General features: G+C 60.9%; 13 protein-coding genes. 8 read left to right on the forward strand and 5 right to left on the reverse strand.

Annotated elements, in window-relative coordinates; translation table 11 throughout:
* Positions 1–210 precede the first annotated feature (210 nt).
* The 6 genes from xthA (at position 211) to ACTJI7_RS02945 (ending at position 6,386) form a co-directional block, all read left to right on the forward strand.
* Entirely contained in the window at positions 211–1,017 is an 807-nt protein-coding gene (gene xthA, locus ACTJI7_RS02920) for an exodeoxyribonuclease III (protein ID WP_032644863.1), read from the forward strand.
* Positions 1,018–1,023: 6 nt separating this feature from the next.
* A complete protein-coding gene (locus ACTJI7_RS02925) occupies positions 1,024–1,707 on the forward strand; it encodes a TVP38/TMEM64 family protein (RefSeq protein WP_440669658.1) in 684 nt (227 codons plus the stop codon).
* 15 nt (positions 1,708–1,722) lie between these two features.
* Positions 1,723–2,883 carry an ABC transporter substrate-binding protein gene (locus ACTJI7_RS02930; protein ID WP_440670035.1) on the forward strand — a complete coding sequence of 387 codons (1,161 nt, stop codon included), beginning with the start codon at positions 1,723–1,725 and terminating at the stop codon, positions 2,881–2,883.
* Positions 2,856–4,385, forward strand: coding sequence for a thiamine ABC transporter permease (locus ACTJI7_RS02935; RefSeq protein ID WP_440669660.1), 1,530 nt, complete (start codon positions 2,856–2,858; stop codon positions 4,383–4,385). Before ACTJI7_RS02930 ends, ACTJI7_RS02935 begins: the two co-directional genes overlap by 28 nt.
* Positions 4,385–5,005 carry an ATP-binding cassette domain-containing protein gene (locus tag ACTJI7_RS02940; protein ID WP_063153849.1) on the forward strand — a complete coding sequence of 207 codons (621 nt, stop codon included), beginning with the start codon at positions 4,385–4,387 and terminating at the stop codon, positions 5,003–5,005. The genes ACTJI7_RS02935 and ACTJI7_RS02940 overlap by 1 nt, the downstream gene beginning before the upstream one ends.
* A 73-nt stretch (positions 5,006–5,078) precedes the next feature.
* Entirely contained in the window at positions 5,079–6,386 is a 1,308-nt protein-coding gene (locus ACTJI7_RS02945) for a sulfurtransferase (protein WP_236300246.1), read from the forward strand.
* Here ACTJI7_RS02945 and ACTJI7_RS02950 read toward each other — a convergent pair.
* Together ACTJI7_RS02950 and ACTJI7_RS02955 are read right to left on the reverse strand one after the other, a co-directional pair.
* Positions 6,383–7,000, reverse strand: a complete 618-nt coding sequence (locus ACTJI7_RS02950) for a CDP-alcohol phosphatidyltransferase family protein (protein ID WP_236300248.1) — start codon at positions 6,998–7,000, stop codon at positions 6,383–6,385. The genes ACTJI7_RS02945 and ACTJI7_RS02950 overlap by 4 nt on opposite strands.
* Positions 6,993–7,562, reverse strand: coding sequence for a carboxymuconolactone decarboxylase family protein (locus ACTJI7_RS02955; RefSeq protein ID WP_182034244.1), 570 nt, complete (start codon positions 7,560–7,562; stop codon positions 6,993–6,995). The genes ACTJI7_RS02950 and ACTJI7_RS02955 overlap by 8 nt, the downstream gene beginning before the upstream one ends.
* A gap of 75 nt (positions 7,563–7,637) precedes the next feature.
* On the opposite strand from ACTJI7_RS02955, the gene ACTJI7_RS02960 reads away from it, so the two are divergent.
* The gene (locus ACTJI7_RS02960; protein WP_248037862.1) at positions 7,638–8,054 is read left to right on the forward strand and encodes a pyrimidine (deoxy)nucleoside triphosphate diphosphatase; all 417 of its coding nucleotides are present in this window, start codon (positions 7,638–7,640) and stop codon (positions 8,052–8,054) included.
* On the opposite strand, the gene ACTJI7_RS02965 is transcribed toward ACTJI7_RS02960, so the two are convergent.
* Positions 8,014–8,286, reverse strand: a complete 273-nt coding sequence (locus ACTJI7_RS02965; protein ID WP_028012780.1) for a YnjH family protein — start codon at positions 8,284–8,286, stop codon at positions 8,014–8,016. The two genes, ACTJI7_RS02960 and ACTJI7_RS02965, sit on opposite strands and share 41 nt — an antisense overlap.
* Positions 8,287–8,513: 227 nt before the next feature.
* On the opposite strand from ACTJI7_RS02965, the gene gdhA reads away from it, so the two are divergent.
* Positions 8,514–9,857 (forward strand): NADP-specific glutamate dehydrogenase, encoded by a 1,344-nt coding sequence (gdhA, locus tag ACTJI7_RS02970; RefSeq protein ID WP_048959453.1) that lies wholly within the window; start codon positions 8,514–8,516, stop codon positions 9,855–9,857.
* Between the two features lie 71 nt (positions 9,858–9,928).
* Here gdhA and ACTJI7_RS02975 read toward each other — a convergent pair whose 3' ends face one another.
* Positions 9,929–11,836, reverse strand: coding sequence for a DNA topoisomerase III (locus ACTJI7_RS02975; protein WP_440669665.1), 1,908 nt, complete (start codon positions 11,834–11,836; stop codon positions 9,929–9,931).
* 4 nt (positions 11,837–11,840) lie between these two features.
* Positions 11,841–12,884: a selenide, water dikinase SelD gene (gene selD, locus ACTJI7_RS02980; protein ID WP_192970925.1), complete on the reverse strand. Its 1,044-nt coding sequence runs from the start codon at positions 12,882–12,884 to the stop codon at positions 11,841–11,843.
* Between the last annotated feature and the right edge of the window lie 63 nt (positions 12,885–12,947).

The following is a 12,947-nucleotide window of genomic DNA, read 5'->3' on the forward strand; positions in this document are numbered from 1 at the left end:
GAGTATGCACAGGCCAAATATAATTCTGGAATTGTGATCGCTCGCGAAATTTATCGGCCCTTTACGCCCTGTTTGAGGGCGAAGCGCGTCAGAATGGTGCAAATATTGCACCACCGGCAATATCTGTCGCAGTTATTGGTCGAACCCGGTAACAGTTGACGCAAATTCTGCTACCATCCATGCACTATTCACCTTGCACTGGCAGCGACTATGAAATTTGTCTCTTTTAATATCAACGGCCTGCGCGCCCGCCCTCATCAGCTAGAAGCCATTGTTGAGCAACATCAGCCAGATGTGATCGGCCTGCAGGAGACCAAGGTTCACGACGACATGTTCCCCCTCGAAGAGGTGGCGAAACTCGGCTACAACGTCTTTTACCACGGTCAGAAAGGTCACTATGGCGTCGCGCTGCTCACTAAAGACACGCCGGTTTCCGTGCGCCGCGGCTTCCCCGGCGACGGTGAAGAAGCCCAGCGCCGCATCATCATGGCGGAAGTGCCCTCCGCGCTCGGGAATATTACGGTCATTAACGGCTATTTCCCGCAGGGTGAGAGCCGCGATCACGAGACAAAATTCCCGGCCAAAGCGAAGTTTTATCAGGATCTGCAGAACTATCTGACGACCGAACTGAAAAAAGAGAATCCGGTGCTGATCATGGGCGACATGAACATCAGCCCGACGGATCTGGATATCGGCATCGGCGAAGAGAACCGCAAGCGCTGGCTGCGCACCGGCAAATGCTCCTTCCTGCCGGAAGAGCGTGAGTGGATGGAGCGCCTGCTGGGCTGGGGCCTGGTGGATACCTTCCGCAATGCCAACCCGGAAACGCAGGACCGCTTCTCGTGGTTTGACTACCGCTCGAAGGGCTTTGACGACAACCGCGGCCTGCGTATCGATCTGCTGCTGGCGAGTACGCCGCTGGCGGAGCGCTGCATTGAAACCGGGATCGACTACGACATCCGCAGCATGGAAAAACCGTCGGACCACGCGCCGGTATGGGCTAAATTCAAGCTGTAATCGCGCGTGAACATACGAAAAACACTCTTCCTGTGCGCCCTTCTGGGCGCATTTCTTATGACACTTGTCATTCTGCCGCCTGACACGCTTTCTCTGGCAGGAATTAAAACCCACCAGCAGACGCTACTCTCCCATGTCGACCACGCGCCGCTGCGTAGCGCGCTGATCTTCTTTGCGCTTTACGTGGCGGTTTCCGCTCTCTCGATACCCGGCGCGGCGGTTCTGACCCTGCTGGGCGGGGCGTTATTTACGCTGTGGGAAGGCACCGTGCTGGTTTCGTTTGCCTCCACGCTCGGGGCCACGCTGGCGATGCTCGCCAGCCGTTACCTGCTGCGCGACTGGGTGCAGCGGCGGTTTGCCCGACAGATGGCAACGGTAAATGCGGGCATGGCGCGCGACGGCGCGGGCTATCTTTTTGCCCTGCGCCTGATGCCGCTGTTCCCGTTTTTCCTGGTGAATTTACTGATGGGGCTGACCCGCATCACGGTCCGGCGCTACTGGTGGGTCAGCCAGCTCGCCATGCTGCCCGCGACGGTTATCTTTCTGAACGCCGGGCGGGAGCTGGGAAAAGTGGCATCGCTGCGCGATATTTTGTCGCCGGGCGTGATATTCGCCTTTACACTACTGGGGTTATTACCGCTGGTTACACGCCGGCTGTTTTCCCGCTATCTCCCTGCTGATAAAAAGTGAGGCATTATGCGCCGTGTGCGTTTTTGCACGTTTCTGACCGGTCTGCTGCTGGCAGCCCCCCTCTATGCCGCCGACGGCTGGCAAGCTATTCAACAGCAGGCCAAAGGCCAGACCGTCTGGTTTAACGCCTGGGGCGGCGATCCGGCGGTTAACCGCTACCTTGAGTGGGTCAGCGGTGAGATGCAAACGCACTATGCCATCACCCTAAAAATCGTCCCGCTGGCGGATGCCGCCGATGCGGTCAAACGTATTCAGACGGAAGCCGCCGCAGGGCGTAAGACCAACGGCTCGGTCGACCTCCTGTGGGTGAACGGCGAGAACTTCCGCACGCTAAAAGAGGCGAACCTGCTGCAAACCGGGTGGGCGCAGAGTCTGCCCAACTGGCGCTATGTCGATACCCGTAAACCCGTTACGGAAGATTTTGCGGTTCCAACCGACGGGGCGGAATCGCCGTGGGGCGGCGCGCAGCTGACTTTTATCGCCCGCAAAGCCAGCATGCCAATGCCGCCGAAGGATCCGCAGGCGCTGCTGGCGTACGCGCAGCAGCACCCGGGCAAGGTGAGCTATCCTCGCCCACCCGATTTTACCGGCACGGCCTTTCTTGAGCAGCTGCTGCTGACGCTTGCGGCGCATCCCGAGGCGTTACAAAAAGCGCCTGATGATACGTTTGCCCAGGTTACGGCGCCGCTCTGGGGCTACCTCGATAAACTGCACCCGCTGCTGTGGCGTGAAGGAAAAGACTTCCCTCCCTCACCCGCCCGGATGGATGCCCTGCTCGCCAGCGGAAGTCTGAACCTGTCGCTGACCTTTAACCCGGCGCATGCGCAGCAAAAAGTGGCTAGCGGCGAACTGCCTGCCGACAGCTACAGCTTTGGTTTTCAGGGCGAGATGCTCGGCAACGTGCATTTTGTCGCTATTCCGGCTAATGCCAGCGCGAGCGCGGGGGCGAAAGTGGTCGCCAATTTCCTGCTGTCGCCGCAGGCGCAGATCCGCAAGGCCGACCCGGCCATTTGGGGGGATCCGAGCGTGCTGGATGCGAAAACGCTGCCCGAACGTGAAGCGAAACAGCTGCAGGCCCACACGCCTCAGGGGCTACCGAAGGTGCTCCCGGAGCCGCAGTCCGCGTGGGTGAACGCGCTGGAGCAGGAATGGCTGCGTCGTTACGGCACCCGTTAGGCTGGCTTGTCTGGCTGGCGATGACGGTGATTTATCTGCCGATCCTGCCCGCTGGCACCGTGCTGTTCGCGCCGGCCTTTTCCGTGACAAACTGGCAGCGGCTGCTAAACGATCCTCAACTGCCGCAGGCAGCCGTTGCCACGCTGGTCTCAACGCTTATCGCTACGCTGGGGGCCTTGTTTATCGCCCTTTCCCTCGTGGCTCTTTTCTGGCCCGGCACCCGCTGGCGGCGCCTCAGCACGCGCCTGCCGTGGCTGCTGGCGATCCCCCACGTGGCCTTCGCCACCAGCGCGCTACTGCTGTTTGCCGAGGGCGGACTGTTTTATCAGGTTTGTACCGTCTGTTCGCCGCCGTTTGACCGCTACGGCGTAGGGCTGGGCCTGACGCTCGCGGTCAAAGAGAGCGCATTCTTGCTGTGGGCCATTTACGCCGTGCTGCCGGAAAAAGGGCTCGCGCAGCAGAAGATCGTCCTGCAAACCTTTGGCTACGGGCGTTTTCAGACGCTCAGCTGGCTGATCCTTCCGGCGATCGCGCCCGTCCTCGGGGCGGTGATGTTGGCGGTGCTGGCGTGGTCGCTGTCGGTTGTGGACGTAGCGATCGTTCTCGGGCCCGGCAACCCGCCCACGCTGGCCGTGCTGGCCTGGCAGTGGCTGAGCCAGGGCGACGCGCAGCAGCAGGTGAAAGGGACGCTGCTGTGCCTGGTGCTCCTTCTTTTGCTGGCCGCGCTTGCCGCGCTGGGGTACGGCCTGTGGAAGGTCTGGCGTCGCGCGATTCCGGACCTGAGCGGGACGCGCCGCAGGTTGCATCTCGTCCTGCCTGAACGCGCATTCAGCGGCTTTTTGCCCGCATGCGGCCTCCTTTGCGCCGCCGTGCTGTTGATGCTGGCGCAGCGGGACGACGTCGGTCCCGTGGGAACCAGCCTCTCCTTCGGTCTGCTTTCGAGCCTTATCGCCCTGATCGTCATTTTTCTCTGGCTGGAATGGGGGCCGCAGCGCGGCGCGGCGTGGGTGTGGCTACCGCTCGCCCTTCCGGCACTGCCGCTCGTCACCGGGCAATACGCGATTGCTTTGCATCTGGGTCTCGACGGAGGCTTTATCGCCGTCCTCTGGAGCCATCTGCTGTGGGTGCTGCCGTGGATGCTGCTGGTGCTGCAGCCCGCCTGGCGGCGGATCGATCCCCGGCTTATCCTTACCGCCAGAACGCTCGGCTGGCGGCGGGCAAAAATTTTCTGCCGGCTGAAATGTCCCCTGCTGGTGCGTCCTGCGCTGCTGGCCTTTGCCACCGGCTTTTCCGTCAGCATGGCCCAATATATGCCGACCCTGTGGCTGGGCGCGGGACGTTTCGCCACGCTGACCACCGAGACCGTCGCGCTCAGCAGCGGAGGCAGCATCCCGGTTCTCGCTAACCGTGCCCTGGGATTACTGCTGGTCACGGGCGTCGTATTCGGTCTTGCTGCGCTGTTATCCCGGCTCGCGGGCCGCTACCGTCAAGGATTACGCTAATGCTCAAGGTCAACGATCTCACCATCGAACCGCTTTTCCGCGAGGTCAATTTTTGCGTACCCCGCGGGGAGATTGTCACCCTGATGGGGCCGTCCGGCAGCGGCAAATCGACCCTCTTTGCCTGGATGGTCGGCGCGCTGTCAGAGGATTTTCAGGCGCGGGGCGAGCTGTGGATCGGCGAACGCCGCTGCGACGGTTTGCCCGTCGAATCCCGCGGTCTGGGGATTCTTTTTCAGGACGCGCTGCTGTTCGACCCTTTCAGCGTTGGGCAAAATTTGCTGCTGGCCTTGCCTGAGCGGATCGCGGGACGCGCACGGCGGGAAGCGGTCGAGCAGGCGCTGGATTCCGCCGGGCTTGGCGGTCATTACGACAGCGATCCGGCCACCCTTTCCGGCGGAGAGCGCGCCCGGGTGAGCCTGCTGCGCGCCCTGCTCGCAGAGCCGCAGGCGCTGCTGCTGGACGAACCGTTCAGCCGCCTTGATAAAGCGTTACGCACGACGTTCCGGGCATGGGTATTTGACGCCGTCCGCGCGCGCAATATTCCGGTGGTGCTGGTCACCCATGACGAGGACGATATTCCGCCCGGCGGCGAGGTGATGGAGATTTCTCGCTGGCAATAATGTGCTAACGCAATGTTTTCCGTTTCGGGAGAGACGACAATGCCCCCCTCTTTTATTGACGTCAGGTTATTCGATGAAACGTGTTTCTCAACTGACCGCGCTGGCCCTGATCTGCGGCCTCGCCTCTTTTTCCTCTCAGGCTGCTGATATGGCCAACGCGATGACGCTGTCTCAGCTTCAGGCGCAGCACGGCGCGGCAATCGACACCCGCCCCAGCGCCTTCTATAACGGCTGGCCGCAGACCCTCAGCGGTCCTTCCGGGCACGAACCCGCAGCGCTCAACCTGGCAGCCGCCTGGCTTAGCGCCATGAGCGACGAGCAGATTGCACTTTGGGCAAAACAGCATCAGCTTACCCCTGCGACGTCCATCGCGCTGTATGGCGACGAGAACGATAACCAGGCGGTGAAAGCCCGTCTGGAGAAAGCTGGTTACCGCCACGTTTCGCTGCTCAGCGATGCTCTGCAGACGCCCGACCGCCTTCAGCGCCTGCCCCACTTTGAACAGCTGGTTTACCCGCAGTGGATCCACCGGCTTCAGCAGGGCAAACCGGTGACCGCCGCGCCGGCGGGCGAATGGAAAGTCATAGAGGCGGCCTGGGGCGCACCGAAGTTTTACCTGCTTAACCACATTCCCGGCGCGGGCTACATTGACACCAACGAGGTGGAAAGCGAGCCGCTGTGGAACAAAGTCTCCGACGACAGGCTGAAAGCAATGCTGGCAAAGCACGGGATCCGTCACGATACCACCGTCATTCTGTACGGGCGCGACGTTTACGCCGCCGCGCGCGTGGCGCAGATCATGCTCTACGCGGGCGTGAAGGATGTGCGCCTTCTCGATGGCGGCTGGAAGGCGTGGTCAGATGCCGGTCTGCCGGTTGAGCGCGGTACGCCCGGCAAAGTGGCTCCTGCCCCTGATTTTGGCGCGCCGATCCCCGGCCAGCCGCAGCTGATGGTGGATATGGAACAGGCGCGCGGCATGCTGCACCGTCAGGATGCCTCCCTGGTCAGCATTCGTTCGTGGCCGGAGTTTATCGGCGAAACCAGCGGCTACAGCTACATCAAGCCAAAAGGTGAAATTGCCGGCGCCCGCTGGGGCCATGCGGGCAGCGATGCCACCCACATGGAGGATTTCCATAACCCGGATGGCACCATGCGCAGCGCTGACGACATCACCGCCCAGTGGAAGCGCTGGAATATTCTGCCGGAACAGCAGGTCGCGTTTTACTGCGGCACCGGCTGGCGGGCGTCCGAAACCTTTATGTACGCCCGGGCGATGGGCTGGAAGCACGTCGCCGTCTATGACGGCGGCTGGTACGAATGGAGCAGTCACCCGCAGAACCCGGTCACCGCCGGAGAGCGCGGACCAGAGACTGCTCTCTAACGGGTGAGTGACTTCAGCGTCACGTAGCCGCTCCAGATGCGCGTTGTGGTGGTCAGCCAGCACAGCGCGCCGAATATCCACGCGAACAGCGTAAACTGTGCCGGAAACAGGCAGCACAGCACGAACAGCGCGATGGTCTCCGTCCCTTCCGTTAACCCGCCGATATAGTAAAACGACTTATGCGCATAGCCGGGGTTGTCGATCTCGTGCTTCGCCGCCAGCGCGGCAAAGGCGAGAAAACTGCTGCCGGTGCCGATAAACGCAAACAACAGCCAGGCCGCCGCCAGCGCATTCTCTGCGGGTGCAGCCAGCGCAAAGCCAAACGGCACCAGCGCATAGAACAGAAAATCGAGGGCGATATCGAGAAACCCTCCCGCATCCGTCAGCCCTCTCCGACGCGCCAGCGCGCCGTCCAGACCATCAAGCAGGCGGTTCAGGACGATGGCGGCCAGCGCCGCCGGATACCAGCCGAGGGCCAGAAACGGCAACGCCAGCAGGCCGATGGCAAACCCGGCAAGCGTTAATCCGTCGGGCGTTATTCCCGGTCGGTCCAGCACGGAGACCAGACGATTCAGGACGGGTTTGATTCGTGGATGGAGGTGGCGATCAAGCATCGGGCGTCTCGTTAAAGGTGGCGCAAAGCCCCTGCGCCGGAATATCCAGCGCGGCGTTAAAGCGGGCCGAGAGGTTCTGAAAAGCAATGAGCGCCGTCATTTCGGTGATGGCGTCATCCGTAAAGTGGTGCTTCAGCGCCGCTCTGATGGCCTCATCCGCCCGGGGCGGCGTGGCGGTCACCGCCTCCGCATAGGCCAGCGCCGCGCGTTCCTGTTCACTGAACACGTCAGAATCAGCCCAGCCGCTTACGGCCTGGACTTTATCCAGCGCGCCGCAGCGCTCGGCCAGGCGCAGGCTGTTGGCGTCAATGCAGAACGCACAGTGGCACAGCTGCGATACGCGCGTCATGAGCAGCGAGCGCAGCACTGGCGTCAGGCGCGCTTTTCTGCGCTCCAGAAACCCCACAAACAAAGCGACCAGCCAGAACAGACGCGGCATGCGTCCCCACCAGCGCGTGGGGTTCAGCACGGCGCCGAAGTGTTTTTGCTGCATGGCGGCAATGGGTTTTACGCTCGCCGGAAGGGTTGGGATGGGCTCTACCCAGGTGGACGTCTCTTTCACCTGATTCTCCTGATGGCTGGACTCTTTGAAAGGGCACGATAATATGGCGTTTTTCGCTATCAATTATTGACGACCATGCTAAAAACAGTCGATGTCGTTGCGGCCATCATCGAAAAAGACGACAAAATTTTACTGGCGCAGCGCCCTGCTCACGCCGACCAGCCGGGAATGTGGGAGTTCGCTGGCGGCAAAGTGGAGGCCGGAGAAACCCAGCCTGAGGCGCTTATCCGCGAGCTGCGTGAAGAGCTGGGTATCGAGGCTCAGCCTGAGCAGTACGTGGCGAGCCATCAGCGCGAGGTATCACAGCGGTTAATCAACCTGCACGCCTGGCACGTACCCCGCTTCAGCGGAGAGTTAACGGCGCACTACCACAGCGCGCTGGCGTGGTGTACGCCGGAAGAGGCTTTCAGTTATCAGTTAGCTCCGGCGGATATTCCGCTGCTGGAGGCGTTTATTCTTTTACGCGACGCCAGACCAGCGGATTCGTGCTGATGGTACGTTCATCGCGCTGGCACTGCAGCAGCACGCCATCCGCCTTCACGACGGCCCCTTCAGAATAGTTTTGATCCTGGTAGATGCAGCACTGGTTACACGGCTGCGCGCGCTGGCCGCTGGAGCTAAACACCTCCGGCGGCACGTTCACTTCTACATCCGGGCGAATGCGGTCAGCCTGCGCGCCTGCGGTCAACATCAATGATAACGCGGCCATCACGTAACGGTTCATAGACTTCTCTTCCTGTTGTGTCCTGATAATGACTATAACGGTAAATCGGGCAGAATCTTTAATTTAGCGCGCCATCGCTTTTTGTTATGACGCGGCCCGGGTCATTAATTTCCCTTTCGGCCCACATTTCTGCTTGCTTCACAAAGCGGTACGGGTGGTATAGTCAAAAAAACAACACAAATCGCATAAGCAACATACATTAATGACTATAAGAGGTTCTTATATCTATGGATCAGACACGCTCTCTGGAAAGTTTCCTTGCCTATGTTCAGCAGCGCGACCCGCATCAAAGCGAATTTGCTCAGGCCGTTCGTGAAGTAATGACTACCCTCTGGCCGTTCCTTGAAGAAAACCCGCGCTATCGTCAACTGTCGCTGCTGGAACGTCTGGTTGAACCAGAGCGTGTGATCCAGTTCCGCGTGACCTGGGTGGATGACCGCAACCAGGTACAGGTCAACCGCGCCTGGCGCGTGCAATTTAACTCCGCCATCGGTCCGTTTAAGGGCGGCATGCGCTTCCACCCTTCCGTGAACCTGTCGATTCTGAAATTCCTTGGCTTTGAACAGACGTTTAAAAACGCGCTCACCACCCTGCCAATGGGCGGCGGTAAAGGCGGGAGCGATTTCGACCCGAAAGGCAAAAGCGAAGGCGAAGTGATGCGTTTCTGTCAGGCGCTAATGACCGAGCTCTACCGCCACCTCGGCCCGGACACCGACGTACCGGCGGGGGATATCGGCGTGGGGGCCCGCGAAGTGGGCTTTATGGCCGGGATGATGAAAAAACTCTCCAACAACAGCGCCTGCGTCTTTACCGGCAAAGGGTTATCGTTTGGCGGCAGCCTGATCCGCCCGGAGGCGACCGGCTACGGCCTGGTTTACTTCACCGAGGCAATGCTCAAGCGTCACGGCTTAGGTTTCGAGGGGATGCGCGTGGCGGTCTCCGGCTCCGGTAACGTGGCGCAGTACGCTATCGAAAAAGCGATGCAGTTTGGTGCCCGCGTGGTGACTGCCTCCGACTCTAAAGGCACGGTAGTGGACGAAGCGGGCTTTACGGCGGAGAAGCTGGCGCGCCTGTGCGAAATCAAAGCCAGCCGCGATGGCCGACTTGTCGATTATGCCGCGGAGTTTGGCCTGACGTATCTGGAAGGCAAACAGCCGTGGGGCGTGCCGGTGGATATCGCCCTGCCGTGCGCCACGCAAAACGAACTGGACGCGGACGCCGCGCGCACGCTAATTAGCAACGGCGTGAAGGCGGTAGCGGAAGGGGCGAATATGCCGACCACTATCGAGGCGACGGATCTGTTCCTGGAGGCGGGCGTGCTGTTTGCGCCAGGCAAGGCGGCGAACGCGGGCGGCGTGGCGACCTCCGGCCTGGAGATGGCGCAAAACGCGGCGCGGCTCGGCTGGAAGGCGGAGAAAGTGGATGCCCGTTTACACCACATCATGCTGGATATTCACCATGCCTGCGTCGAGTACGGCGGCGAGGCATCGCAAACCAACTACGTGCGCGGGGCGAATATCGCCGGGTTCGTGAAGGTGGCGGATGCGATGATTGGGCAGGGTGTGATTTAAGGTTTATATCGTGCGGCCGGGTGCCCTCACCCCGGCTCTCTCCCACAGGGAGAGGGAGAAAACCGGGCGTATCAGGCCGCGCTCTTTTTCTTTTTGAACGGTTTCTTCGCGCCACCACCGGGTACAACCATGCCTCTGAACCGCTTCACCGGCGTGCTGCGCGCCTGATCGATCAGCTGGTAAAGCGTCCCCACCAGCGGCTGCATAAAGTCCTGATAGCGGCACTGCTTTTCGCTGATTTGCGTCAGCACGGATTCCCAGTGCGCGGTCATGTCCGGCCTTGCGGCCAGCTCCGGCAGGGAGTGTATGAGCGCCCGGCCCGGTTCCGTTGAGTGGATGTAGCGCCCCTTTTTCTCAAGAAAACCTCGCTTAAAGAGCAGCTCGATGATCCCCGCGCGGGTTGCTTCCGTACCCAGTCCATCGGTGGCGCGCAGGATCTTCTTCAGATCTTTATCCTGCACAAAGCGGGCGATTCCGGTCATGGCCGACAGCAGCGTCGCATCGGTGAAGTGGCGCGGCGGCTGGGTCTGACGTTCAACCACTTCGCCCTTCTCGCACAGCAGTTCGTCGTCTTTAGCGACTACCGGCAGCGGCGTGCCGTCGTTCTCCTCATCGCGCTCTTTGTTGCCGAGGAGCGTGCGCCAGCCCGCTTCCGCGAGGAAACGCGCTTTAGCGATAAACTTGCCTTTGGCAATTTCCAGCTCGATGACGCACTTGCGGAACACCGCGTCCGGGCAGAACTGCATCAGGTACTGACGGGCGATCAGGTTATAGACCTTCGCTTCGTTATCGGTCAGATTGACCTTGCTGGCGCGCGCCGTCGGGATAATCGCGTGGTGGGCATCGACCTTTTTGTCGTCCCAGCAGCGATTATGGGTGTCCGGGTTAACGACAGACTGCGGGAGCAGATCCGGCGCGTGGACGCCGATGGCATTCATCACCGAATGGCGTCCGGCAAAGTGCTCTTCCGGCAGATAGCGGCTGTCCGAACGCGGATAGGTGATCAGCTTGTGGGTTTCGTAGAGTTTCTGGCAGATATCCAGCACGTTCTGCGCGCTGAGTCCAAAGCGCTTCGCGGCCTCAATCTGCAGAGCAGAAAGGGAGAACGGCAGCGGCGCGGGTTCTGATTCCCGTTTATCGTTATAGCTGGTAACGATGGCCGGCTGGCCGGTAATGCGGTTAACCACATGCTCCGCCAGCGGACGATGCAGCAAACGCCCCTCTTCATCCTGGTACGACTCGCAGGCGTCGCTCGGCTGCCAGACGGCGGTAAAGCGCTCGTCTTTAGGCGTGACGATATGCGCTTTCACTTCAAAGAAATCTTTGGCGACGAAGTTCTCGATCTCTTCGTCGCGACGCACCACCAGCCCCAGCACCGGCGTCTGCACGCGGCCCACGGAGAGTACGCCCTGATAGCCCGCGTTACGCCCGAGGATGGTGTAGGCGCGGGTCATGTTGATCCCGTACAGCCAGTCGGCGCGGGCGCGCGCTAAAGCAGAGACGCACAGGGGGATAAACTCGCTGTTGGAACGCAGGCGCGAGATCGCCCGCTCAACGGCCTGCGGGTTGAGGTCGTTGATCAGGCAGCGCTGCACCTGCTGGCGCTTTTCCGGCGCCAGCTCAAGATAGTCCAGCACTTCGTCCACCAGCAGCTGCCCTTCTCTGTCCGGGTCACCTGCGTGGACCACCTCCGTTGCCTCATGCAGGAAGCGCTTGATGACGTTGAGCTGTTTGGTGACGGACGGACGAGGCTGAAGACGCCACTTTTCCGGCACGATGGGCAGGTCGTTGAGGTTCCAGCGGGCGTAGCGGCTGTCGTAGACGTCCGGCTGCGCCTGTTCAAGCAGGTGGCCGATACACCAGGTGACCACCTGCCCGTTACCGCATTCGATAAAGCCGTCGCCTTTGCGATGCGGTTTAGGCAGCACGTCGGCGATGGCACGGGCCAGGCTCGGCTTTTCGGCAATAAACAACCGCATCGAATTAACGGATCTCAATCATCGGTCGGCCGCCGCGGGCGGTCACCAGTTCGCCGATCGCCGTCAGGGTGATGCCAAACTCGGCGGCGGTTGCCTGAACCTCGGCTTCGGATTCCGGCGTGACGGCCAGCAGCAGGCCGCCGGAGGTTTGCGGATCGCACAGCAGGTTACGCCACGCCTCAGGCATTTCGCCCATCAGGTGACCGTAGCTGGCGAAGTTGCGCTGGGTACCGCCCGGAACCGCGCCCTGGGCAATGTACTCTTCCACGCCAGGCAGCTTCGGCACGTCCTGATACCAGACCTGCGCCTGCACGCCCGCGCCCTGACAGACTTCAGAGAGGTGCCCCAGCAGGCCAAAACCGGTGACGTCGGTCATCGCCTTTACGCCGTCGATATTGGCGAACGCCGCGCCGGCGAGGTTCATCTGGCACATGACTTCCGTCGCCAGACCTTTGTGCTCCGGTTTGAGCAGGGATTTTTTCTCTGCGGTGGTGAGCACACCAATGCCCAGCGGCTTGGTGAGGAACAGCTTGCAGCCCGCCTGCGCGGTGCTGTTGCGCTTCACGCGCTCGGTCGGCACCACGCCGGTAACGGCCAGGCCGAAGATCGGCTCTGGCGCATCAATCGAGTGGCCGCCGGCCAGCGCAATCCCCGCCTGCTGGCAGGCGAAACGCCCGCCATCAATCACCTCGCGGGCGATTTCCGGTGGAATGGTGCTGATCGGCCAGCCCAGAATGGCGATGGCCATGATCGGCTTACCGCCCATGGCGAAGATATCGCTGATGGCGTTGGTGGCCGCGATGCGCCCGAAGTCGAACGGGTTATCAACAATCGGCATAAAGAAGTCAGTGGTGCTGATAATGCTGGTGCCGTTACCTAAGTCATAAACCGCCGCATCGTCACGCGTTTCGTTGCCGACAAGCAGGTTCGGGTCGACAAACTTCGCCTGTTCACTGTGCAGAATGGTCTCCAGCACTTTCGGGGAAATTTTACAACCGCAACCGGCTCCGTGGCTGTACTGCGTTAAACGAATGGTTTGCTCGCTCATGGACGTCTCCTGTCATCTCAATCGCGCTATGGTAGCGCTCATTCCATAAAGAGGTAAGTATGA

Source organism: Enterobacter sp. 22499 (assembly GCF_052044815.1).
GTDB lineage: Bacteria > Pseudomonadota > Gammaproteobacteria > Enterobacterales > Enterobacteriaceae > Enterobacter > Enterobacter bugandensis.

Excerpts from the sequence above, each read along its gene's own strand:
- xthA (WP_032644863.1), top strand. The coding sequence starts at position 211 with ATGAAATTTGTCTCTTTTAATATCAACGGCCTGCGCGCCCGCCCTCAT.
- ACTJI7_RS02935 (WP_440669660.1), top strand. The coding sequence starts at position 2,856 with ATGGCTGCGTCGTTACGGCACCCGTTAGGCTGGCTTGTCTGGCTGGCG.
- ACTJI7_RS02940 (WP_063153849.1), top strand. The coding sequence starts at position 4,385 with ATGCTCAAGGTCAACGATCTCACCATCGAACCGCTTTTCCGCGAGGTC.
- ACTJI7_RS02945 (WP_236300246.1), top strand. The coding sequence starts at position 5,079 with ATGAAACGTGTTTCTCAACTGACCGCGCTGGCCCTGATCTGCGGCCTC.
- ACTJI7_RS02950 (WP_236300248.1), bottom strand. The coding sequence starts at position 7,000 with ATGCTTGATCGCCACCTCCATCCACGAATCAAACCCGTCCTGAATCGT.
- ACTJI7_RS02960 (WP_248037862.1), top strand. The coding sequence starts at position 7,638 with ATGCTAAAAACAGTCGATGTCGTTGCGGCCATCATCGAAAAAGACGAC.
- ACTJI7_RS02965 (WP_028012780.1), bottom strand. The coding sequence starts at position 8,286 with ATGAACCGTTACGTGATGGCCGCGTTATCATTGATGTTGACCGCAGGC.
- gdhA (WP_048959453.1), top strand. The coding sequence starts at position 8,514 with ATGGATCAGACACGCTCTCTGGAAAGTTTCCTTGCCTATGTTCAGCAG.
- ACTJI7_RS02975 (WP_440669665.1), bottom strand. The coding sequence starts at position 11,836 with ATGCGGTTGTTTATTGCCGAAAAGCCGAGCCTGGCCCGTGCCATCGCC.
- selD (WP_192970925.1), bottom strand. The coding sequence starts at position 12,884 with ATGAGCGAGCAAACCATTCGTTTAACGCAGTACAGCCACGGAGCCGGT.